Genomic DNA, 20317 nt, shown 5'->3' on the forward strand with positions numbered 1-20317 from the left:
AATCTCAAGCAGTATGTGGATATGGTCAGGGCAACACTCTGCCTCTACTATTTTTAACCCCTTCCATTCACACAACTTGCGTAATATCTCGCCTATCGCACGCTTCTTTTCTCCATAAAATACTTGCCTGCGATATTTTGGAGCAAAAACTATATGATATTTGCAGTTCCACTTTGTATGAGATAAACTCTTTGTGTCACTCATTGTGACCTCCTTTTGATTTGTTCGACATGCAGTTGCCAGACCGCAAGTCAGTTATAACAAATCAAAAGGAGTTTTATAACAGAAGCAAAGCTAAAAGCTTTTTAGAACCCCCAGCCTAGCTGGGGGTATTCTTTATACAAAAAAAAACGCTCCTGCTCACGCATGCGTTCTTCTTGTTGCAACTGAATCTGCTCTTGTTGCCTACGAATACGGTTCATATCTTCCGCAGGATTGGCTGCAAAAGCATAGCCGGTAAAGAAAGTTGTTAGCTGTAAAAAAAATAAAATAGATATTATACTACGCATTATTCCTCACTTAAGAATTTTTTACAATATCAGCTAACTTTATTACAAGCATTTATCTGTCTTTGTTAATCGGAATAGAATGTATAATTTCATTAAATAATCATTCTCCTGTAAAAAATAGACCTAGATAACTTTAGAGTGGCTTTTTGCCTTAAAGATTTAAGCAATAGTTTGTATAAATCTTTTTCTTCTTTAAGTTAAACCTATAATCAGTTTTTTTATCAAATACAAGAGGAATTTTTTATTTGTTGATCTAATGTTTTTGTCTGCATCGTTATTAATTATGTTGATGAACTAAGCATTAAAATATAAAAAATAAAAGCATAAGCATAGATATACAATCCCACGGTAGGATGTATATCTATGCTTTAATTAATTCAAAGTTATTTTTTGGCTGGTTGTTGGTGATAGATAACGCTGATTACTATAGCATCATCCCAGTTCTCTTTTTTACCTTTTTTTATGGTAACTTCGCATGTACCCTTAGGTAAACGTTTATCACCACAAATAGCCATAACTTTAGCTAGTTCTTTTTCATCAGCTTTATTACCGAAATAAAATGTAAATCCTACTTCACTATAATCTGGATCAATTAATTCGATTCCATTTTTAAATGGCATAATGTCTCCAACTACAGTTCTATAAGGAGTATCTGTCATTGGATTGACTTCAGGTTCATTGACTTGTACGGCGTTTGCAATATTCGCAATGAACACTATGGTAGCTATAAAAACAAATTGTAATATTGTTTTCATACTAAAACTCCTTAATCATTAAATGTTGTCTGATCAATTGATCAATTTTATTATATATATTTACAAACAGACGAACTACATTTCTTAAGGAACCTAACATTATTTAGGATCTAAGGAAGTTTTCGATAATAGTTGCGAGTTTTTCATCAGCTTCTTTAATATAAGAAGTCATTTCGTCGTTGATACAGGAGGAAATACCTGTACAATACAGATACAACATACTGTTTTCATTACTGTATTGACATCTGCTTTCATCTTTTTTAATTGCTGACCTAATGTCAAAAACTGCATTTTTTTGCAATAAATGTTCTCTTATATTACCAGCTACAATGAAAGAAAGTTTATCAAGATTATCACAAATGCGATTCAAAAAACGTCTTTTCTCAAGAATAACACAAGCAACCTGCTTTTCTATATCACTTTGTAAAGATAATTTTTGCAAGGAATTAAGTGTCTTATCGTTGGAAATTTTGAACAGGTAAAATGGAACAAGAATGTCTTGTACTATTAATTTAGCATACAAAGCAGCTAAAATGTCTTTATCAGAATGGTTTGCAAAAAATTCATGGATCAAACATGCACCTCTGAAAAGAAACCCTATGAGTATTTCGTGAATGATACAATCGCTCATAGCAATGTAGGTACAAACTTTATTTTTTTCTAGCTTGTCTGATATTCTTTTTGAAAGTATAAACGCCAGCCTAAGGAGTGAATATGCTGCTGTATCAAAACCTTTTCTAAGCTCATTTTCCATTTTAGCATCTCTCGCCCATGCGTCATTATTTTGCTGGACAGAAATAGCAAAAATTTGGTCTATGAAAACGTCAAGGGAGTTGCTTATATAATCAAGCTTACTTCTTTTCGGGAGGATATTCATAAGACACTTGAAATAATATTCGTGCCTACTTCCAAGTTCCTTAACAAGTGCTTTTTCAGTGCGTTCTTCTTCTGTCAGACTTAACTCGGCAATGTCGCTAATCATATTACCTAAGGCTATGAGATATTCTTTAGCAAAATAAGCAGCATGAAATACTTGCTTTTTATTTATATACAGAGACTTGTCTTTTGCAAAGACAGAATCAATATCCTTCATTTTAAAAACCACAGGATCTGTGAGAAGCTCATGAAAAAATACAGAATCTCGAGTCAAAACCATGCCTTCTTTCGCACCGCCCATGAGAGTATCGTCCAATAAAATAAGAACATCATTTGAAGATATCCTTGTCGCATACGTTTTGGTGGCGTTGAGTAATTTTTCTTTCGGAATGTTAGGAAAGAAAAATAACTTTTCATTGCCAAAGCTATATTTATTGAAAATTTCTTTAATATCTGCATCAATTTGTGGAGGACTAACTATCAACAGTTCATTATTTGTAGGTTCATTTGCCTGACGTGCTGTGTCTTGATCGGATTCTGTAGCTGTAGTTGGTTGTTCTTCTATTAAAAATTGCTCTGTTACACTTTCACCACGCAGAACACGTATCAATTCAAAAAGAAAAGAACAGAAAGCTTCAGAATACATTTTATCAAGCAGAGTACAAGAGATAAACTTTTGATTGTTGATATAAATATCACTTTTCTGAGAATATATATTTTGTATATCTGATATAGAAATTTTAGCTGGATCTGTGAGTAGTTCATGACAAAAGAGTTTATCTTTACTCAAAAGCACTCCCTCTCTTGATCCTCCCCAAACAGTATCATCAAGCAAAAGCACTACTTCTTCAGATGAAAGCCCAGGAGCATATGTAGAAATAGCGTTGAACAATTTTTTTTCCGGAATATTTGGAGCACAAAATACCTTTGTATCTCCTAAATTATATTTTACAATAATGCTCTTCAAAATGTCTTCCATAATTTCTCCAAGAATATCCGCCTGTTGAATATACTTCTTTGATTTGCACCAATAATAGCTGAAATAAAATACGCTTTAAACCTACATTTTTCTTCTTACCAACTTGACTTGGTTCACCATAACTTTCAACGTAACCCCCCTATTGAATACCATCATTGAAATTCTTATTTTTTAAGAGGTGTTTGAGGTCGTTTATAGCCTATGAGCTGTGCCAATTCATCAAAATCTGCAATTCGTTTCTCACAGTCCTGCATTCCTTTTGATTGCAGGGCTTTATCACTAGAAATGAGAGCATCCTTAAAAATATAGAAGAATTCTGTGATGTACTCAACTCCATACCTCATTTTTATCCATTCAATATAGCTGGTTCCTATTTTATTTCCCTCTTCAGGTGAAAACAACCCCATATTATCCAGACAAATCACTGCACTACTAATTATTTCAGCATCATACTGTATATCAGTGGTTACATTTTGAGGACCAATATTTTCTAGTGCAGTCACAGTTTTGTTAGGCTTCGGGATAGGTATTTTTTCTGGAAACCCAGGGTTAGAAGCAATCACCTCTCTTACCAATGAACTCGGTACATAGTCATCTTTGTGGCGAAATACTCCCTCATTAATACCTCGATATCCACTTTCACAAAATTCAAAAGTCAATAAACTTTGATCTGTAGTCATATAACGATAACAGGACATTGCCCCATTATTTGGTTGGTCTAATTTGAGAGAAGCTTCTATTCCTCTTTTCTCAACGCTAATGTTTCCTGTTAGGGCATAAGGTTTAGGCAAGCGATCCTGCCGTCTTTTAATAGTTAAATCCGGATCTGGGTCTAACACACTTACCGCACCTAGATTAATCATCATATCTGTATCAGATGGCTTATTATTAAATTCATATTCCACTAGGTCATATACCACATGTTCCCCTGTGAAAGATTTAATATCCAACATCCTCAAGAGACTAGTCTGCTCATTGTTTTGCTGGATTGAATAATATTTACCTATAATTGTATTGGTTGATTTTGCCAGAAAATCACTAGCAGCAACAAAATATGTTTGTTCTTTCGAATCTTGTTCTGAGCAAGACACAAGACACATTAACAAGAAAAACAGTGCTAATATTTTAAAAATACGCACGCAATACTCCTAGCATTACTGTATGTATAAAGTTTTAAATGGAGCAGTTATTGGTTCATTGTTATATAATTGCTGTAACGTTTTCTGAAATAGGTAATCATCCATATTATTAGTAAACTCCTTTCCTTTCAAAATAAGCAGTATCTGACTGCCTGGGAATGGAGTAATATACCTTACCTGGGTTGTTCTAGTTTTTGCAAATTTAAGTATTACACCAGCTTTTACATTACTCGGGCTTGTTTTTATAATTGGTGCGTATTCTTTTTTTTCCAAATCAAGCACAATTGTAACATACAAATATTCAGACATATCTGTATTTTCATAACGAAAAGAGATATTTTTTGCATAGTTGTATCTTGATAGAACTTTCCCAAACGTTTCATAACTATCAACTTTTATCAAATTTGATATATTTATATCTTGCAATTCTTCTTCAAGAGACTGCGAACATCCAGACAGGCAAAAGGAAACTAAAATTAAACAAATAAATATTACTACTCTATTCTGGAAAATACTTTTCATTACACATCCTTTAAAATAAAAAAGTTGTTGTTTTCGCAAACCAGCCTATTAATATATTCATCAATTTACTGTGGGATTTGATAGCCTATGACATTCGCCATTTGTTGGAATTGGTCAAAGACCTGTGTGCATCCACGGTCTCCTTGCTTTTTCTGTTCTTGCTCGCCCATAGCGAAGCCTATTTGAAATAAATTCAGAGTTTGTTTTAATATTTGTTGACTGTATTTTGACTTATAAAATTGAACATAGCCTTCCGTTATTGCTTTTACCTCAGGTTCAGTTCCAAGAATAGGATAGCAAACAGAGACTTTACCAAATATTTGTCCTTCTATCATCATAGCCCGAGCAATGTCGTCAATTTGCTGAGGAGATAAATTTTGTTGTATAGGAGTTTGAGAAGCCGTCTGTGAAGTATTTTTTTGTCCTTTTGGTTTAGTATTCTGAGTAGGATTTTGTGTCGGTATCTGTTGTGATTGATCAACAATAACAATATTTATCGCATCTTTCAGCGGACTTTCCTTCACTGAGAGTCCCACTGATGTTTTTAATAAGTCAACACGCTTATCATTTATAATAGCACTCGCTTTACGGATAAGCATTTTTTGGACTTCTTCCTCTGTTTCCAAATATATGATTGTCGTTCGTGTAGCCTGACAGTCTGCAAATGGTCTCACATTAAGAATACCACTATAAATCAGTTGATCTTTAACATCATAGGCATCAACAAAAAGTTCAATTTTTTCAATACCACCCTCAATACTGGGCTCAAAAAGAACATCCTGAGCATCAAGAGTCAAAGTATAAATATTGTATCCCTGATGGTATCCATTATCAGAATGCCAAATGTCAATGGCGTAACAGTTTGAAACAACTAAAAATGTACATAAAACACCTACAACGAATGAAATACGCATAGTTTTTTCCTTATAGCCATTGAATTTGTTAATATTGTGATACTTAATTATTTATCCAATCCTAATTACCAACATTGCAAAACCTAATTTTCCAATGTTCTTATTTCAAAAGTAAACTCACTATTCCCATTACAGCAAAAAGACCAATCATTGATAAAAACTCAGAAAATCCTAGAATATTGATAATGAGAATAAGAAAAATAATGCTTCCAACAATATGTCTTAATGCCATTGTGTTTCAAACCTCCATTCAAAGATCAATAGATCATGACATCTCGAGTCAATTCAGAAAAACGCTGCAATTCTTCACCGTAAAGCCCATATATATGTTCGGCTATTGCTGGAAATGGAGTGATGTTATTTCCGTCAATAGAGACTCCTTTTATCCCCATGAATTTACTTAGGCTCACCTTAAAAAATGAGCGTTCCCTCACAATTCCTGTTATTACAATAGTACCAGCTTTTTTGCTTTGACAGGTCATTATAACTTCTGAAAAATTCTTATATGAAGGTCCATATATCCATTTAACATTACTAATATTATCATTGTCGTCTAAAGCATTTTCTAGAGATATGCCAAGATCAACTCCTGCTCTCTTTTTCGTTGCGGCTCTAGTGTCTGCAAGTAAATCTTCAAAGCCAGAAAGCATTCTTTTCGCATTTGAATTTCCTTCAACCATAGTTTCAAAGGGGGCTTGCATTATATCAATTAAAGAAGCTTCCTGAAAAGTATCGATTTCATCATTAAAAACAATAAAATACAAAGCCGTGTAGATAATTAAAATCAGAACTATAAACCCCCAAAAGGCATTAGCATTCTCATTTTTATGCTCAGTCATGTTCTCTCCTGTGTAGTAAATATAATAAGCAACTCTTGTTCCACTCTGCTCCGATCATTTACGGCAATTTATTACTTTAAAATGACAATCCTTTATTACGCATATTGATTTTAATGTCAATAAAGATTCTTTTAACGTCATGGTTAGTTGTGCATTTGTTTGCGAGAAAGAAGTATTCAATCCTAAAAAAATTGTCTTTTAGATATTAGGTACTTGATTTTAAGGGGACTTGAATGCAAACGAGTGAACTGGTGAAAATTGTTGGAGCTGCAATTGCTCATAAACGTAAGCTTATAGGGCTAACACAAGAAAACGTAGCTGAGCGTATGGGTATAGAAAAAGAAACCATATCTCGTATGGAGAGTGGTTCAATTTCGCCGTCATTAAAAAGATTGGAACAACTTGCTATTATCTTTGAATGTCATCTAACAGATTTTTTACGCCAACCAACAGACGACCTTCATGAACAAGCCATAACCATTGCAGATATTATCAGCCCATTGCCTGCTCAAGACAGAGAGGAAGTTGTTCGTCTTGTGGCACATATTGTTGGAGTTTTGAAACGTAAAACTGATGGGAATGTTTAATTAGCGTTAAATAGTTCAAGTTATAAGGACACATGAGAAGAAAAAAATATATACACAGGCAAACGTATTTTCAGTAAATTTTTAATTTGGTACAAATAAATTTTATCGAGATATTAACTTTTAGTTAATATCTTGCTTTTTTTTTGTATGAAGTTGCAGTATCAGAATTAATCTAAAAAACTATTTACGGCTGTGGCAATATGAAAGATGCAATAAAAAATACTGCTATTACTAGTGCTGGATATGGATACCAAACCTATCAAGGAATTCTTGTACTCTGTGATTGATTGGATAATCCGAGTCGCTATGAGCGCATTAGATTTGAATGCGACAACGAAGAGCACCACAGGCCCTTGATGATATTGCAGCAAGCAAGGCAGAATACCGCGCTATTGTTGACAAAGCCCATGCCCAGCTTGAAGAGAAACTGTAAACTCTTGCCAAAGCTGCTGGCAAAAGCTACCCCAAGTGCGGCAAGCCTATGGTGCATAGAGTGAAAAAGCCTGGCAAAGACGGCTATAACTTTTGGGGCTACACGGGCTGCCAGAGTGTAGGGAAACTTTGTAACAAGAATGAGCTGAGCGGCAGTCTTGCCGCTCAGCTCATTCTTGTTACAGGAAATGTCAAAATAGGCTTTTGGGTTTGGTAATACTGAGAGCTACCCCTTTCACATCAATTGCCGTGACGAAAGCCTTAAAATGCGGAGTTTCGTTATGTTCTTCAATTGCTTTGTCAGACTTCCATTCTTCAATCACAAAAAAATGTCCGGGAAGACTCATATTTTCAGTAAGATCATAAACATTATTTCCCGTTTCAGTGAGGCTGCCTTCAACGAGAGCCTGCAACACAGGAAAAAGTTCCTGCCTGTATTCCGGCTTAAGTTTGATTTCAGCGACTATTTTTATTGAATCCATAATGCTCAGACCTTACGCAAGAAAACCATCAACTATGGAAATGAACTGTTCAAGATTCTCAACACAACCGCCATGCCCGGTTTCCATCTCCGCATACTGAGCGTTAGAAATAACTTTCATTAATTCCTTAGAGTGTGCAATCGGTATTATGTAATCGTGAACGCAACCAACTACTAAGGTCTCCTGCTGCATGGCTCTGGCTTCTTTCATAACATTGATGCGCAAATCCAGATCAATCTGGCGGGCTGTGCCTTTCCAGTCCGTTGTTGTAAAAATAGCTTCGACGGTATCTTTCACCGCGCAATCAGGCATGCCAGCCACAAATGCCGGGCTGAAAGCCGTAAAGAGGAATGTCTCCGCCAAAAGTTTCGGATTCGTTTCCGCCATCTCTTTCCACATCCTGAACTGCAACTGCGAACGGGCGTCTTCCGTAGAGGTAAAACCAGCAAGCAGTATAACTTTCCCCACACGATCCGGATAATTAGCCGCGAGATACATGGCAACACAGGTTCCCAGAGAATGGCCTGCAATATCGAACTGCTGAAGACCAGCATGCTCAGCAGTAGCTAACACCTGCTCCGCAAGTAGCTCGATGGTAAGTGGTTCGTTGCTATCTTGTGTCCGACCAGAGCCTGAATAGTTGGGGCAAACTACTGTACGCTTGGACGAAAAATGCTTTGCCACTTCCGTCCAAGTGTTCTCCGCTGACTGACCTGTTCCATGAACGAGAACAAGGCCTTTGCCTTTTCCGGTGACTGAGTATTCGATCTGACAATTTTTGTAAGGCGCAAACGACATAGGTGTATCTCCTGATAATTTAAAGTAGTTGGAACAAGGGATACATTCTATGCTTGATTGATATTAAATCAAGTACGCACTTTTTTGTGGTATAGTATCTAAAAAGAAACCTTTGAGTTTTTTTCAAGTGGTCTTTTTTTCGACCATGTGGGTTGCGCAGCAAGAAGACTCGATAATTCCGTGAGATGTAGCATAGTTTGTACTCCACTGACATAAAGAATCTAATGCAGGAATGAGTTTTGTGCCTTCTTCTGCCAAACTGTATTCAACCTTTGGTGGCACAACTGGATAAACCGTGCGGGTTATGAGCCCAGCGTCTTCAAGCTCCCGTAACTGCTGCGTAAGCATTTTTTGAGTTATTCCGTTAAGCCGGCGCTTCAATTCGCTGAATCGGACGACTCCATTTCTCAATTGCCACAGAATTACCATTTTCCATTTTCCGCCAACAATATCCATCGCAAGCGTCAACATGCAAGCATATGATGATTTGATCAGACCCATAATTTCCCCTTATTGTATCTTTTTAGATACTACGTATGAAAAAAGTGCGTTCTTGTTATAAAATACCATAAAGGTTATCAGGAGACAAGGAAAAAACCTACACCCTATAACATAAGGAGACTTTATGGAATTTCTTCAACTTGCCAAAGAACGCCACTCCGTTCGGAAGTTTCACTCTAAGCCTGTAGAAATGGCAAAGCTTCAGAATATACTTGAAGCTGGCAGAGTTGCACCCACTGCAGCTAATTTTCAACCCCAACGGTTTCTGGTGGTATCAGAACCGGGTGGGCTTTCCAAATTGGATAAGGCTGGCAACATGCACGGAGCTCCACTTGCTATCGTAGTGTGCAGCCTCAAAGACAAGGCATGGAAACGACCTCAGGACGGGCATTCTATGGTGGATATTGACGCGACTATCCCCACTACGCATATGATGCTCCAGGCTTGGTCGGAAGGTGTCGCTTCATGCTGGATAACATGGTTTGACCCGGCGGTGGTACGTAGCGAGTTCTCTTTGCCGGATAATGTTATTCCAGTGAACATACTTGTACTCGGATATTCTGACGATAAGGCGCAAACTCCTTGCCGTCATCAACAACAGCGTATTCCGCTTAACGAAATGGTGTGGAAAGAATCTTTGCCCTGCTCTTTGAAGTAAGGAGACGCCACATTTTGATTTCAAAGTTTCGCCCAAGCTGCTGCGCACAGAAGGCCTTACCATCTGCATGCCGCATGGCGTATGCAGATGATACCTGCGGTGTACAGTGTCCCAGGGAGGCAGGATTGACCAGTCTCCCATTGGGCGAATAATCGCTTTCGTCTTTTAAAGGAAAGATACTTTTGCCTGTGGTATGCTCGCCATATACAGATTGCTCTACAGTTTAATGGAGCATACATATAAAAACAAAAGAGAGTAAAAAATTCAATGAGATTAAATACAAAATGCAGAAATTCTTAATCCGATGTTTGCATTATTTAAAGAACGTATATCTTATTTACACATCAGTTTCTGTGCTCTTATCAACATGTTTGCAAACATTAGCATCATATTCATCTCCCCAGTCGCGAAGCAAATTCATTATCGGTATAAGTGTGTTGCCGAGCTCAGTTAGAGAGTAGTCTACACGAGGTGGCACTGTATGGTGAACTTCGCGATGAATAATTTTATCATGCTCCAATTCTCTTAATTGCCTCACCAACATCCGTTCACTAACTTCTGGCAGGCATCGGCGTAACTCGCCAAAACGCAACATTCCACGGCCTGCAAGAAAATAGATAATTAATAGCTTCCACTTCCCTCCAATTATCTCCAGCGTCAATTCAAACGCACAACGGTAAGATTTATTCCCAAGAACTTTCATTTTATAAGCGTCTTCCACGTATTGCTCCTTCATGCCAAGATTTTTGATACTATACATTTTGTAAGTATATGCTGTTTTTGTCTGTACTTGCCAAAGTGCATTAAAGAGTTATTATCTTGGTATAGCAATTTGCACAAGGAGCTTTATATGAGAAAAAGTATTTTAATAGTTTATGCTCACCCTGAATCAACATCACTAACTTGTCAGTTTGCCGATGTCGCTGTGGCGACTATGCGTAAGCAAGGTCATAACGTCATGGTGTCAAATTTATATGGGATGAAATGGAAAGCTGTATTTGACGAGGAAGATTTTCCTCACCGGACCAATCCTGAAAGGCTGTCTTTCATCACCGAATCAGGGCATTCCTATGCAACAAACCAGCAACCCGCAGACATCACGATAGAGCAACAAAAATTACTCGAAGCTGATGCATTGATAATGCTGTTCCCTCTTTGGTGGTTCGGGATGCCTGCCATCATGAAGGGGTGGATAGATCGAGTATACGCCTTTGGCTTTGCTTACGGATACAAAGGGCAAGGCAATGCCTATCGTTATGGAGATGGTATGTTGAAGGGTAAGAGAGCAATGCTGTCTGTTATGGTTGGTGGTCCATATGAAGATTACTCCCCTAGGGGAATTAACGGTCCACTAGAAGAATTACTCTTTCCAGTGACGCATGGTTGTCTATTCTTTCCAGGTATGGATGTGCTTCCAACGCATGCGGTTTATGGAGCCGCCCGTATTACAAAGGAGCAGGTAGAAAGTGCAAAGAAAGCTTGGAGTTATCGACTTCAACATCTTTTTGACGAAACTCCTATACCATTTCGTTCTCAAAACGGAGGAGATTACCCTGATCGTCATGTGCTCGCGGAACATATTGCTCCTCAGAAAACAGGAATCATGGTTCATATTGCGGAAATTTCAACCGCCAATGGAAATATACCTGATTAGCAGACAGTGCTAGAGCAAGAATAAGAGTGTCGTCAACACCTTACCCCATTCAGTTATGCATCAAGCTTCTTATTCCTTATGTCTTTCAAATAATTTAAAATATATATTACAACATTGAAGTAATATAATTTTTCTCTGATATTGAGTAAATTAACAAAAAAAACTCTGTCTGTACTTTTGGGTGCAGGCGGAGTTTTTTGTATTGTGAGTGGTAGCAATGGTTTTACATAAAAAAAATATGGTGTTGGCAGTTTAAGAATATCATTATTAAAAAGGAGTTAGCATATGAATTTATTACAGTTTTGTTCAGAAACGATTACTGAACTGGCTAAAGCGATGTTAAATGTTCAGGCAAGTTTACAACCAGCTTTAAAGGATAAAGACAACCTCTTTACTCGGTCTCGTTATGCGACTTTAAATTCTGTAATGGAAGCGTGCCGTGAAGCCTTGTTAGTAAACGGCATCTGGATGACACAGTACCCGGTACCCCTTTCAAGTGCGAGTATGCTGAACAGTGATCAAGCCTTTGAGGGTAGCTATGCTGGGGTGACTGGAGCTGCAACAAGCAATTTAGTGAATAATTTAGGGCTGGTAACTAAACTTGTGCACGCAGAAAGCGGACAATGGCAGTCTTCGTTGTTGGTGATGCCCCTTCCGAAAACAGACCCACAGGGTTATGGCTCTGCGATTACTTATGCCAGACGCTATGCCCTTTCTGCTTTGGTGGGCATTGTTACAGAAGATGATGACGATGCCAGTTTTTCTACCAATAACAAAGCACAAAATAAAAATAAAAAACCGAAGTTTGAACCTGAAAACTCAGAGGCTCAACGCCAGACAACATCAGCCCCAAACAGTGATAATCAAGACATTTTATCCCAACTGCCTAAGCTCGATGGAATCGCTTATAGTGTTGTAACAACTCAGGATAACCGACTTTGTATCGTGGCTAAAGGAGATACTAGAACGAAAAAACAGTTGTTGCAACAGGCTGGTTTTAGTTGGAGTGAAAACCGTAAAATGTGGTGGCGTTATGCCGATGTTGCGTAAAAATCAGCACTATAGAAACAAGAAAAGACTCTCTGTTTTTAGGAGTCTTTTCTTGTTTTTAATATCATAAATGGAGACAAAATGTATAATGTTTTAAAGATATTAAATCAAAGTCTACAAGTTCAGAATTCTCAACACACAAAACTCAGTCTTGGCGATCGTAGTAAATATATCGGCTTGTCTGACATTGGTAAAGGTCTGGACTGTTTGCGTTCGGCAGTGGCAACTAAAACCGCTCCGACCATTGCTTCTGATACTACACAAAATCACAAGAGCAATTTTAATGCCCACGAACTCTCTAAACACTTACGTTTACAACGTGGACACTGGTTCGAGTCCGGGGTTGTAGAAGCTTTTATGTTAGCAAAAAAAGATTTTATACATCAACTTGAAATTGAAATTAAACATAATAATATTCCTATAAAAGGACATTTGGATTTTGTATTTATTGAACAAAATCAAAGACCCATAATAAGAATCATTGAACTAAAAAGTACAGAAAGCATTCCTAAAACTTTATATGCTTCTCAGGAGGCCCAGCTTTATGCACAGTTGGGTTTATTGGCAATGCATTGGAATAACAAAGTGTTTTCAGTGCCTGCTACTGGGAAGGTAAGTCAGCCTAAAACTTTTCCTGAACTAGTCAAACAGCTGTTTAATATTGATTTAGCTGATGATTGCAGCCAAGTTCAACTTGAGGGCTATATTTTATCTTTGACTATGAACGAGGCGAAAGCTTTTGGTCCATACAAGGCTAATGAAATCATGCTAAATATTTGTTTAGAAACGGCAAATAAAATCTGGTCAGCTAAGCAAGACATTGAAAACAAGATTAAAACCCTTAATAAAGTGGCTTATAACAAAGCTTTTCATCCACTTTGTGATTATTGTGAGGTGAATGCTTCTTGTCCAAAGTTTCGTGGTGTTGACGTGCCGGGACTAGAAGCAGAGCTCCTGAACTTGCAACGACTGAAGGAGGCTGAGAAGCAATTGTCTCAACATATAAAAAATACAGAAAATAGTCTAAAATTATACGCTACAAAAATAAGTCCAAATAACGACTGGATTAATGCAATCACACAGCGATTACGAGTCGGAATTTGTGCAGGTAAAAACAGCTTAAATGAAGAACTGTTAAAAACTGAACTACTTAAATATGTTAGTACGGAACAAATAAGTAGCATCTTACAAAATTCATATAAAAGCGATGCCGCATACGAAAGATTATATTTAGGCAAGATAAATTAAGGGGTAAATATGGGATATTATAGTGAAGTGGTGCTTGCTTTAAACGAAAAAGCCAAAGCACTCTTAGATGTACAAATTGCTGAAATAAAAATAAAAGATGAGGCTATTTGGACTGTCGTTGATAGTTTGCTAAATAATTCTGTTGACCACAAAATAGAACACCCTACTAACGGAGCAATTTTGTATCACTTTGGCATGATTAAGTGGTATGAATCATTTCTAGATATAGGGTTTATCTCTGATTTTATTAACAAACTTAACAATAGCGACTATCTCTTCATTCGCATTGGTGAAAGCATCGACGATATTGAAAAGAACGGAGAGTTTGTAGATAATCCTTTTAATATCGAAGTGATAAGTACAATTCAATATGATTTGTCTCAAGATGATTTGCCTGATGCTACAGCAACTAATATGCTAAATCAGGACAGTAACCAATAGGTTTAATTTACAATAACTTAAAACACTACACACATAACACTAAAGGCGTATCCAAACAGGGTACGCCTTTTTTATTGGAGATTAAAATGAATGAAACAATAGGTTTACTACAAACTTTACAAACCACCGAGTTTGATGCTGGCACGGTATTTAGTGGCACTCCCTCAGGAAAAATGATTCAGGCGTATGCGGAGTCAACGGCTTTTACACCAGCTCTTAACCCGCATTATATCTTTCATGAAAGCAGTCGAGATCTGGCTTTATGGTTTATTGAAGCTTCCGATCCGCTTTATGTATTTGGTCCCACTGGTGCTGGTAAAACCAGTTGTATCAAACAGTTAGCAGCACGTTTAAACTATCCTGTGTTTGAAGTGACCGGGCATGGACGTTTAGAATTTCCTGAACTTGTCGGGCATCTTACGGTTCAAGATGGGAATATGAGCTTTCAATATGGACCATTAGCCTTAGCCATGAAATTTGGCGGAGTATTTTTACTGAATGAAATCGACCTATTAGAACCTTCAACAGCAGCCGGGCTAAACGGTATTTTGGACGGACAGCCTCTTTGTATTGCGGAAAATGGCGGAGAATTGATTTTACCACATGCGATGTTTCGCTTTGCAGCCACTGCCAACTCTAACGGCGGTGCTGATGAAAGCGGTTTATATCAAGGAGTTTTGCGTCAAAATATTGCGTTAATGGATAGATTCTGGCTCTGCGAAGTAACTTATCCCAAAGCTGAAACAGAAGAGCTTTTATTGAAAAAATCTACCTCAAAGTTACCAGATGAAATTATAAAAAAGATGGTGGAATTTGCCAATGAGGTACGCCATTTGTTTATGGGAGATAATAGCTATAATTCCAATAGCATAGAGATAACATTCTCTACTCGCACTCTACTGCGTTGGGCAGAACTGACAGTACGCTATCAACCTTTATCCAGACAGGGCATTCAGCCAATTGAATACGCTTTAGATCGAGCCATTGGCTTTCGTGCCTGTCGTGAAACGCGTGCGATGTTGCATGAGTTGGTTCAACGTATTTTCCCTAATTTTGATAATAAATAAAGTCAAGGAGTTAACATGCAAACCCATACAGCAATACTTAGTAATTTATTGGTTTTTAATCTTGAGGTGAATATTTGGTCAGCTCGCAAAAAGCTCATTCCACATGACCTTGGTGATGCTGAACTGCCACCAGATGAGTTAGCTTCGCTTGGTAGTAAGAAAATATGTTCACCTGAAGAACTCAGGATTTTCGGGACTTTAAAAGCCAGAGCTGTCAGTTTATTAGACCGAAACGGTGTTCGCTTTTTAAGTGGTTGGGCTATTCCCACAGCTAAAGCAGAAGAAATAAATCAGGAACTTGCACTAATCCAAGCAGAGTTTATGACAGCAAAAGATAGTTTTTTACAACGTTATGATGCGACAGTTGCGGACTGGGTTGCCAAACATCCGAACTGGGAAAATATGCTAACAAATTCAATAGTAAACAAAGATTATGTGCGTTCAAAACTGGGTTTTCGTTGGCAGTTATTTAAGGTCGAAACGCCAGATGCCAATCTCAATAGCTCTATAGATGCGATGTTGCAAGAAGATGTGGGCAAACTTGGTTCAACACTTTTTGATGAAGTCGCGAAGGCCGCTACAGAAGCTTGGAATCGCTGTTATGCTGGCAAGACAGAGCTTACACGCAAGGCTTTGTCCCCGTTAAAGGCTATTTATAACAAGCTGATTGGATTAACTTTTATTGAACCTAGGGTTGCACCGATTGCAGATATTATTGAAACCGCATTTCAAAGTTTACCACGGCGTGGCATATTACGGGGTGCTAGCTTGTTCATGCTACAAGGACTTGTAATGTTGTTACAAAACCCTACTGCCTTAATGCAACACGGGCAAATGATTTTAGATGGAGTGCAACAATCTGATGATATTTTAGCCACTTTTACACAAAATAATAGTTTGGAAATGACAAATATCAATCAAGAGCAAGATGACAATGACAACCTGAGTGAACTTGATGAAGAGCCTTTATTTGTAGATGAAGAGTTAAAAGAGTTACCACCAGTTTTAGATAGTTATGGCTTGTGGTAAAAAATATAATGATAACCTTACAAAAGCTCTGATGCTCACTGCACCAGGGCTTTTGTATTTTAAATAATCAATTGCAATATGTTAACAGGAGTTTTTATGAAAAATAAAGACATTATTAATGCCTTACCTTTAGTCGCAGGCATTTTAGGTCGTAAATATGGAATCAATGTAGAAATTGGCGGAGAAACAGCCTATACAGACGGAAACACTATTTATCTTCCTGATTTACCCATTGATTCTGATGCAAATTTGTTGGGTTTTGCCAGAAGTTTTTTAGACCATGAAGCTGCCCACATTCGCGAAACAGACTTTAACGCCTTAAAAGTCAATAAGTTAGATATGTTAGAAAAACATATTTGGAATATATTAGAAGATTATCGGGTTGAGCACAAACTCGCAAACATATTCCCAGGTTGTCGACATAACTTTAACTGGTTGATTAAAAAGATTTTTCTTGAGGAATATAATCTTACAACAAAGCAAGCAAACAGCTTGGAAACGCTCTCTGGTGTAGACACTTCACAAAACACAGAAGCTCATATCACGCAAGACCTGCTCAACTGGATGCTTCTAAAAGTACGCTCTTGGGACGTTCCTGAGCTTCAAGCAAATGTTTGTAAATTGGAAAACAATATTAACAGCTCGTTACCTGATTTATTGTCCAAGCTTGAACTTGTTTTAGCAACAGTGCCAACCAGTTGCAAGAATACACAAGACTGTATTCTGATTGCAAAAGAACTAGTTAAAATTCTTAAAAAATATCTTAAAAGCATTGAAGTTCAGGATCAAGAAAAAGCTGGTTTAACAAGCTCAGGCGTAAAAGATACTAGCATTGAAGCCTTAAAAGCGTTGCTGTCTAACAACTTGGTTTTACCTGATGATTTGAGTACCAGCATTGCCAAAGAATTGAGCCGTGTTTCTCGATGTCCAAAAGATACTTATTCCGTCGCAATTGAAACTCAAAAAAGTAGTATCAAGCTATCTTCTGAAAGTATTGCCCGTGCAAAAATGACAAGTACAGCTCTACGCACTCGTTTACAGGCACTTTTACAAAGTAATGTAAATGCGAAAAATCGTTTGGGTTACACTGGAAGGCTAAATAATCAACAAATTCATCGCTTGAGTATAGGAAATGCAAAAATCTTTAAACGCCAAGGTATAAAGCAAGGTGTTGATACTGCTGTACATATTCTCATTGACAGTTCTGGTTCTATGCACAGCGAATTAGCACTCGCCTCAGAAAGCTGTTTTGCTGTGGCTTCTGCTTTATATAGCCTGCCAAAAGTTAAGGTGGCAGTTACTTCGTTTCCAGGTGAGATGGTTGCAACGCCTAAAGGCGATAAATCCTACATCAGTGTGGGTACAATCCTTAAACACGGCGAAAAGCTACATAATAAATTCCGTATTTCAGCTAATGGTGGAACGCCTATGGCTGAAGCACTTTGGTGGACTTTTCAAAAAATGCAAGCACTGCCTGAGAAACGTAAAATAATCCTGCTCATTACAGATGGCAAACCTGATTTTATTACAGCAACAGAACAGGCCATACGCACTGCACAACATATTAATGTTGAAGTCTACGGAATTGGTATTGGTGATAATACGATTCAAGCTTTACTACCAGATACAAGCCAATATATTGATAATATTAATAATCTAGTACCCGTAATGTTTCAGCTTTTACAAAAAGCCTTGGTGCGTTTTAGATAACCAATAAAAATATATTGTTTTAATTAACTGTATTTAATGGTTAATTTTCTTTGATTAACATTCTAACCAAACTGGAGCTTCTATGAATCGTTTACTTATTTTACTTGTGGGCTGTGCTATTGGTTATGTCGTTGGTGGCTATGTCGACGGCGTTACCGGAGATAATGAAAAACCTGAAACTACACTCCCTGAGGAGGTAAAACCTGAACCGTTTTAGCCTTCACAGGACAAAAAACAAAGAGTTTTAATATGAAAAACTAAGGAGTCAAAATGAATCAACAAAATAAAATTCCAATATCAGAACCTAATGTAAACATAGGGGTCTTAATTAAATACCTTCCAGTCATTGTGCAATCGCTACGCTACCTGCGTAAAGTTGCCTCAAATATCGGCAAAAAGGATAGGGGATAGGGGGTAAAAAAATCATAACACCAGATCTTGTGCTTACAGGGTCTGGTGTTACAGCTTTTGTCTGACGAGCCGTGAACCTTTATTCACTGTTGTATAAAAACTGATTAATCTAGTTTAAAGTTAGTGAGTTGTACTAGTTCAGATCAGAACAACATTCTGCTTTAACTATTTTTACGTCTTTCCATTCGCATAACTTGCTTAAACTCCTCAGTTATTAAAGGCTTGTGCGTCACTGTACTGATTATAGCGAATCATAACACCATTTTTTTTGTTTATTACTAAAATTATTCACATCACAAAAATGGACTAAACCAGATTCAAAACTATTAATTTGTTTAGCTCATAGTTCTGTGGCTTTAGCTAAAAATCAACAGTACCAGTAAAAACTTAATAGGTACCTACTATCTTGAACACCCATAGCTTCTAACCCTTTTAGGGTTATTGCCCTTGGTGTTTTCTTTAGCTAGGTAACTGGCATGGAGTATACAGTTTTCTAACTTTTCTTGATAAGCTGGATCATCTTTGCGAAGCATGTGTGGGGTAGAGGAGTAATCAACTAAGCCTGAAGCCTCACTGCTAATCACCTCCTCCCAGATACGGGTGGCCTCTTTCATAATACCATGCTGGTTTTGTATTTTATTGCCATTTAATGTTGGCATAACATGGTAATGGTGGTTCTTAGAGGTGTTTTGTTCTCTAACCCATGTATAATCAATTATCTTTTTATCTTTTTCAAGATATTTGGTGAACCTGTCCATAAAAATAGTAATATCTTTATTGTTTGTTGAGCTGATTTGTGTTTGTGGATATGTAAGAGAAAAGTTAACAACAAAAACTTTATTATGCTTAGCTGTACTTGTTTCTATCTGGTTAATAACTGTATCCAGTATTTTTTTATTACATTTCAATTGCTCATTAGCCATAATCTTATAGCCTCTGTATTCTTGGGTATATTTTATATTTGGTTTGAACATGATAAAATCCTTATTTTTGTTTGTTAAATGTTTTTAGTTGTAGCTATAGTTAAAGTAGCTGATACTTTTATAGTTATATAAATTGTATAGTTAATTTATAGCTTTATATAATTTTAATTTTTAATTTAGTTTTTAGTTTAGTTATTACAAATAACCTATTAACTGCTTTCATAATATGTCCCATGGGTACATAATATAAATATTTGAGTCTTCCGCAATTCAGGGATAAATTGATTTTCCGAATTAATTAAGCATGCTATAGATAATGAATCCCCCATGGCGATTAAATTCCGTGGGGGATCCGTTTGGCTAATACATAGGCTGGTTTCGGCTAAATTTTTGGTCTGAACATACTGGTCGTAGTTTTAGGTTTGGCAACTTTGGGTAGAATATTCTTAAAGTGCTGTGTATTTTGGGCAGAGGTCATTTTAGCTCGAAGCCATTCAATAAAATCTTCTCTACGGTAGGCAATCTTTTGGCCATAACGTACCCGGTCTTTAGGCCCTTTGCCCAGGCTATCTTCGTTGGCCAAGGTCTTTCTGGAAACCAGGCCTCCAGTAAGTTCTGCAACATGAGCTCTGGCTATAACCGGTGGCAACGCCTGACTAAGCTGTGAAATGAACTTGTTAATATTTTCCATATATTACTCCTTAGGTGTACTTACATAATATATGGTGAAGAAATATAAAAATAATTATCTTGAAACAAACATGCCCAATATTCAAAACTCAGAAATTCAACA

The 20317-nt window shown here is 37.2% G+C and carries 25 protein-coding genes; 11 read left to right on the top strand and 14 right to left on the bottom strand.

What is annotated here, in order from left to right; genetic code table 11:
- The 8 genes from tnpA to BT999_RS11830 form a co-directional block, all read right to left on the bottom strand.
- On the bottom strand, window positions 1-204 hold a 204-nt coding region (tnpA, locus tag BT999_RS11795), incomplete at its 3' end, for an IS200/IS605 family transposase (RefSeq protein ID WP_143145576.1).
- Between the two features lie 101 nt (window positions 205-305).
- Entirely contained in the window at window positions 306-509 is a 204-nt protein-coding gene (locus BT999_RS11800) for a hypothetical protein (protein WP_072697989.1), read from the bottom strand.
- A 383-nt stretch (window positions 510-892) separates the two neighbouring features.
- Complete coding sequence (locus tag BT999_RS11805; protein ID WP_072697990.1) at window positions 893-1264, bottom strand: hypothetical protein; 372 nt, start codon at window positions 1262-1264, stop codon at window positions 893-895.
- 103 nt (window positions 1265-1367) lie between these two features.
- The gene (locus tag BT999_RS11810) at window positions 1368-3119 is read right to left on the bottom strand and encodes a hypothetical protein (protein WP_072697991.1); all 1752 of its coding nucleotides are present in this window, start codon (window positions 3117-3119) and stop codon (window positions 1368-1370) included.
- Between the two features lie 164 nt (window positions 3120-3283).
- Window positions 3284-4258, bottom strand: a complete 975-nt coding sequence (locus BT999_RS11815; RefSeq protein WP_072697992.1) for a hypothetical protein — start codon at window positions 4256-4258, stop codon at window positions 3284-3286.
- Between the two features lie 15 nt (window positions 4259-4273).
- Window positions 4274-4780: a hypothetical protein gene (locus tag BT999_RS11820; RefSeq protein ID WP_072697993.1), complete on the bottom strand. Its 507-nt coding sequence runs from the start codon at window positions 4778-4780 to the stop codon at window positions 4274-4276.
- A 65-nt stretch (window positions 4781-4845) separates the two neighbouring features.
- Window positions 4846-5694 (bottom strand): IrmA family protein, encoded by an 849-nt coding sequence (locus BT999_RS11825; RefSeq protein ID WP_072697994.1) that lies wholly within the window; start codon window positions 5692-5694, stop codon window positions 4846-4848.
- A gap of 257 nt (window positions 5695-5951) precedes the next feature.
- Window positions 5952-6533, bottom strand: coding sequence for a hypothetical protein (locus BT999_RS11830; RefSeq protein WP_072697995.1), 582 nt, complete (start codon window positions 6531-6533; stop codon window positions 5952-5954).
- A 233-nt stretch (window positions 6534-6766) separates the two neighbouring features.
- Between BT999_RS11830 and BT999_RS11835 the strand changes: the two genes are divergently transcribed.
- Complete coding sequence (locus tag BT999_RS11835; RefSeq protein ID WP_072697996.1) at window positions 6767-7120, top strand: helix-turn-helix domain-containing protein; 354 nt, start codon at window positions 6767-6769, stop codon at window positions 7118-7120.
- Window positions 7121-7743: 623 nt separating this feature from the next.
- Here BT999_RS11835 and BT999_RS11840 read toward each other — a convergent pair.
- The 3 genes from BT999_RS11840 to BT999_RS11850 form a co-directional block, all read right to left on the bottom strand.
- The gene (locus BT999_RS11840; RefSeq protein WP_072697997.1) at window positions 7744-8034 is read right to left on the bottom strand and encodes a putative quinol monooxygenase; all 291 of its coding nucleotides are present in this window, start codon (window positions 8032-8034) and stop codon (window positions 7744-7746) included.
- Between the two features lie 12 nt (window positions 8035-8046).
- Window positions 8047-8832, bottom strand: coding sequence for an alpha/beta fold hydrolase (locus BT999_RS11845; protein ID WP_072697998.1), 786 nt, complete (start codon window positions 8830-8832; stop codon window positions 8047-8049).
- A gap of 123 nt (window positions 8833-8955) precedes the next feature.
- Window positions 8956-9333 carry a winged helix-turn-helix transcriptional regulator gene (locus tag BT999_RS11850; protein ID WP_072697999.1) on the bottom strand — a complete coding sequence of 126 codons (378 nt, stop codon included), beginning with the start codon at window positions 9331-9333 and terminating at the stop codon, window positions 8956-8958.
- A 124-nt stretch (window positions 9334-9457) separates the two neighbouring features.
- On the opposite strand from BT999_RS11850, the gene BT999_RS11855 reads away from it, so the two are divergent.
- Window positions 9458-9991, top strand: coding sequence for a nitroreductase family protein (locus tag BT999_RS11855; RefSeq protein WP_072698000.1), 534 nt, complete (start codon window positions 9458-9460; stop codon window positions 9989-9991).
- Between the two features lie 337 nt (window positions 9992-10328).
- Here BT999_RS11855 and BT999_RS11860 read toward each other — a convergent pair whose 3' ends face one another.
- Complete coding sequence (locus BT999_RS11860; RefSeq protein ID WP_245791018.1) at window positions 10329-10712, bottom strand: winged helix-turn-helix transcriptional regulator; 384 nt, start codon at window positions 10710-10712, stop codon at window positions 10329-10331.
- A 129-nt stretch (window positions 10713-10841) separates the two neighbouring features.
- Between BT999_RS11860 and BT999_RS11865 the strand changes: the two genes are divergently transcribed.
- From BT999_RS11865 to BT999_RS12585, 9 genes are all read left to right on the top strand, one after another.
- Window positions 10842-11645: an NAD(P)H-dependent oxidoreductase gene (locus tag BT999_RS11865; protein ID WP_072698001.1), complete on the top strand. Its 804-nt coding sequence runs from the start codon at window positions 10842-10844 to the stop codon at window positions 11643-11645.
- Between the two features lie 285 nt (window positions 11646-11930).
- Complete coding sequence (locus tag BT999_RS11870; protein WP_072698002.1) at window positions 11931-12695, top strand: ERF family protein; 765 nt, start codon at window positions 11931-11933, stop codon at window positions 12693-12695.
- A gap of 81 nt (window positions 12696-12776) precedes the next feature.
- Window positions 12777-13943: a PD-(D/E)XK nuclease family protein gene (locus BT999_RS11875; protein WP_072698003.1), complete on the top strand. Its 1167-nt coding sequence runs from the start codon at window positions 12777-12779 to the stop codon at window positions 13941-13943.
- Window positions 13944-13952: 9 nt separating this feature from the next.
- Entirely contained in the window at window positions 13953-14384 is a 432-nt protein-coding gene (locus BT999_RS11880; protein ID WP_072698004.1) for a hypothetical protein, read from the top strand.
- A gap of 86 nt (window positions 14385-14470) precedes the next feature.
- Window positions 14471-15451: an AAA family ATPase gene (locus BT999_RS11885; protein ID WP_072698005.1), complete on the top strand. Its 981-nt coding sequence runs from the start codon at window positions 14471-14473 to the stop codon at window positions 15449-15451.
- Window positions 15452-15466: 15 nt separating this feature from the next.
- Window positions 15467-16480, top strand: a complete 1014-nt coding sequence (locus BT999_RS11890; protein ID WP_072698006.1) for a DUF3150 domain-containing protein — start codon at window positions 15467-15469, stop codon at window positions 16478-16480.
- 96 nt (window positions 16481-16576) lie between these two features.
- The gene (locus tag BT999_RS11895) at window positions 16577-18190 is read left to right on the top strand and encodes a VWA domain-containing protein (protein ID WP_072698007.1); all 1614 of its coding nucleotides are present in this window, start codon (window positions 16577-16579) and stop codon (window positions 18188-18190) included.
- Window positions 18191-18272: 82 nt separating this feature from the next.
- Window positions 18273-18407 (top strand): hypothetical protein, encoded by a 135-nt coding sequence (locus tag BT999_RS12725; RefSeq protein WP_281246541.1) that lies wholly within the window; start codon window positions 18273-18275, stop codon window positions 18405-18407.
- A gap of 53 nt (window positions 18408-18460) precedes the next feature.
- The gene (locus BT999_RS12585) at window positions 18461-18601 is read left to right on the top strand and encodes a hypothetical protein (RefSeq protein ID WP_178139355.1); all 141 of its coding nucleotides are present in this window, start codon (window positions 18461-18463) and stop codon (window positions 18599-18601) included.
- 401 nt (window positions 18602-19002) lie between these two features.
- On the opposite strand, the gene BT999_RS11900 is transcribed toward BT999_RS12585, so the two are convergent.
- Both BT999_RS11900 and BT999_RS11905 read right to left on the bottom strand, forming a co-directional pair.
- The gene (locus BT999_RS11900; RefSeq protein WP_072698008.1) at window positions 19003-19575 is read right to left on the bottom strand and encodes a YagK/YfjJ domain-containing protein; all 573 of its coding nucleotides are present in this window, start codon (window positions 19573-19575) and stop codon (window positions 19003-19005) included.
- Window positions 19576-19906: 331 nt separating this feature from the next.
- The gene (locus BT999_RS11905; protein WP_072698009.1) at window positions 19907-20215 is read right to left on the bottom strand and encodes a hypothetical protein; all 309 of its coding nucleotides are present in this window, start codon (window positions 20213-20215) and stop codon (window positions 19907-19909) included.
- Window positions 20216-20317: the final 102 nt, after the last annotated feature.

The sequence above is a fragment of the Desulfovibrio litoralis DSM 11393 genome (genome assembly GCF_900143255.1).
In the GTDB taxonomy this organism is placed as follows: Bacteria; Desulfobacterota; Desulfovibrionia; order Desulfovibrionales; family Desulfovibrionaceae; genus Frigididesulfovibrio_A; species Frigididesulfovibrio_A litoralis.

What these genes read in the sequence shown, in the direction of transcription:
- BT999_RS12725 (WP_281246541.1), top strand. Translation starts at nt 18,273, where the DNA reads ATGAATCGTTTACTTATTTTACTTGTGGGCTGTGCTATTGGTTATGTC.
- BT999_RS11810 (WP_072697991.1), bottom strand. Translation starts at nt 3,119, where the DNA reads ATGGAAGACATTTTGAAGAGCATTATTGTAAAATATAATTTAGGAGAT.
- BT999_RS11850 (WP_072697999.1), bottom strand. Translation starts at nt 9,333, where the DNA reads ATGGGTCTGATCAAATCATCATATGCTTGCATGTTGACGCTTGCGATG.
- BT999_RS11900 (WP_072698008.1), bottom strand. Translation starts at nt 19,575, where the DNA reads ATGTTCAAACCAAATATAAAATATACCCAAGAATACAGAGGCTATAAG.
- BT999_RS11885 (WP_072698005.1), top strand. Translation starts at nt 14,471, where the DNA reads ATGAATGAAACAATAGGTTTACTACAAACTTTACAAACCACCGAGTTT.
- BT999_RS11880 (WP_072698004.1), top strand. Translation starts at nt 13,953, where the DNA reads ATGGGATATTATAGTGAAGTGGTGCTTGCTTTAAACGAAAAAGCCAAA.
- BT999_RS11890 (WP_072698006.1), top strand. Translation starts at nt 15,467, where the DNA reads ATGCAAACCCATACAGCAATACTTAGTAATTTATTGGTTTTTAATCTT.
- BT999_RS11800 (WP_072697989.1), bottom strand. Translation starts at nt 509, where the DNA reads ATGCGTAGTATAATATCTATTTTATTTTTTTTACAGCTAACAACTTTC.
- BT999_RS11840 (WP_072697997.1), bottom strand. Translation starts at nt 8,034, where the DNA reads ATGGATTCAATAAAAATAGTCGCTGAAATCAAACTTAAGCCGGAATAC.
- BT999_RS11825 (WP_072697994.1), bottom strand. Translation starts at nt 5,694, where the DNA reads ATGCGTATTTCATTCGTTGTAGGTGTTTTATGTACATTTTTAGTTGTT.
- BT999_RS11875 (WP_072698003.1), top strand. Translation starts at nt 12,777, where the DNA reads ATGTATAATGTTTTAAAGATATTAAATCAAAGTCTACAAGTTCAGAAT.
- BT999_RS11905 (WP_072698009.1), bottom strand. Translation starts at nt 20,215, where the DNA reads ATGGAAAATATTAACAAGTTCATTTCACAGCTTAGTCAGGCGTTGCCA.
- BT999_RS11855 (WP_072698000.1), top strand. Translation starts at nt 9,458, where the DNA reads ATGGAATTTCTTCAACTTGCCAAAGAACGCCACTCCGTTCGGAAGTTT.
- BT999_RS11830 (WP_072697995.1), bottom strand. Translation starts at nt 6,533, where the DNA reads ATGACTGAGCATAAAAATGAGAATGCTAATGCCTTTTGGGGGTTTATA.
- BT999_RS11870 (WP_072698002.1), top strand. Translation starts at nt 11,931, where the DNA reads ATGAATTTATTACAGTTTTGTTCAGAAACGATTACTGAACTGGCTAAA.
- BT999_RS11820 (WP_072697993.1), bottom strand. Translation starts at nt 4,780, where the DNA reads ATGAAAAGTATTTTCCAGAATAGAGTAGTAATATTTATTTGTTTAATT.
- BT999_RS11865 (WP_072698001.1), top strand. Translation starts at nt 10,842, where the DNA reads ATGAGAAAAAGTATTTTAATAGTTTATGCTCACCCTGAATCAACATCA.
- BT999_RS11895 (WP_072698007.1), top strand. Translation starts at nt 16,577, where the DNA reads ATGAAAAATAAAGACATTATTAATGCCTTACCTTTAGTCGCAGGCATT.
- BT999_RS11835 (WP_072697996.1), top strand. Translation starts at nt 6,767, where the DNA reads ATGCAAACGAGTGAACTGGTGAAAATTGTTGGAGCTGCAATTGCTCAT.
- BT999_RS11805 (WP_072697990.1), bottom strand. Translation starts at nt 1,264, where the DNA reads ATGAAAACAATATTACAATTTGTTTTTATAGCTACCATAGTGTTCATT.
- BT999_RS11845 (WP_072697998.1), bottom strand. Translation starts at nt 8,832, where the DNA reads ATGTCGTTTGCGCCTTACAAAAATTGTCAGATCGAATACTCAGTCACC.
- BT999_RS12585 (WP_178139355.1), top strand. Translation starts at nt 18,461, where the DNA reads ATGAATCAACAAAATAAAATTCCAATATCAGAACCTAATGTAAACATA.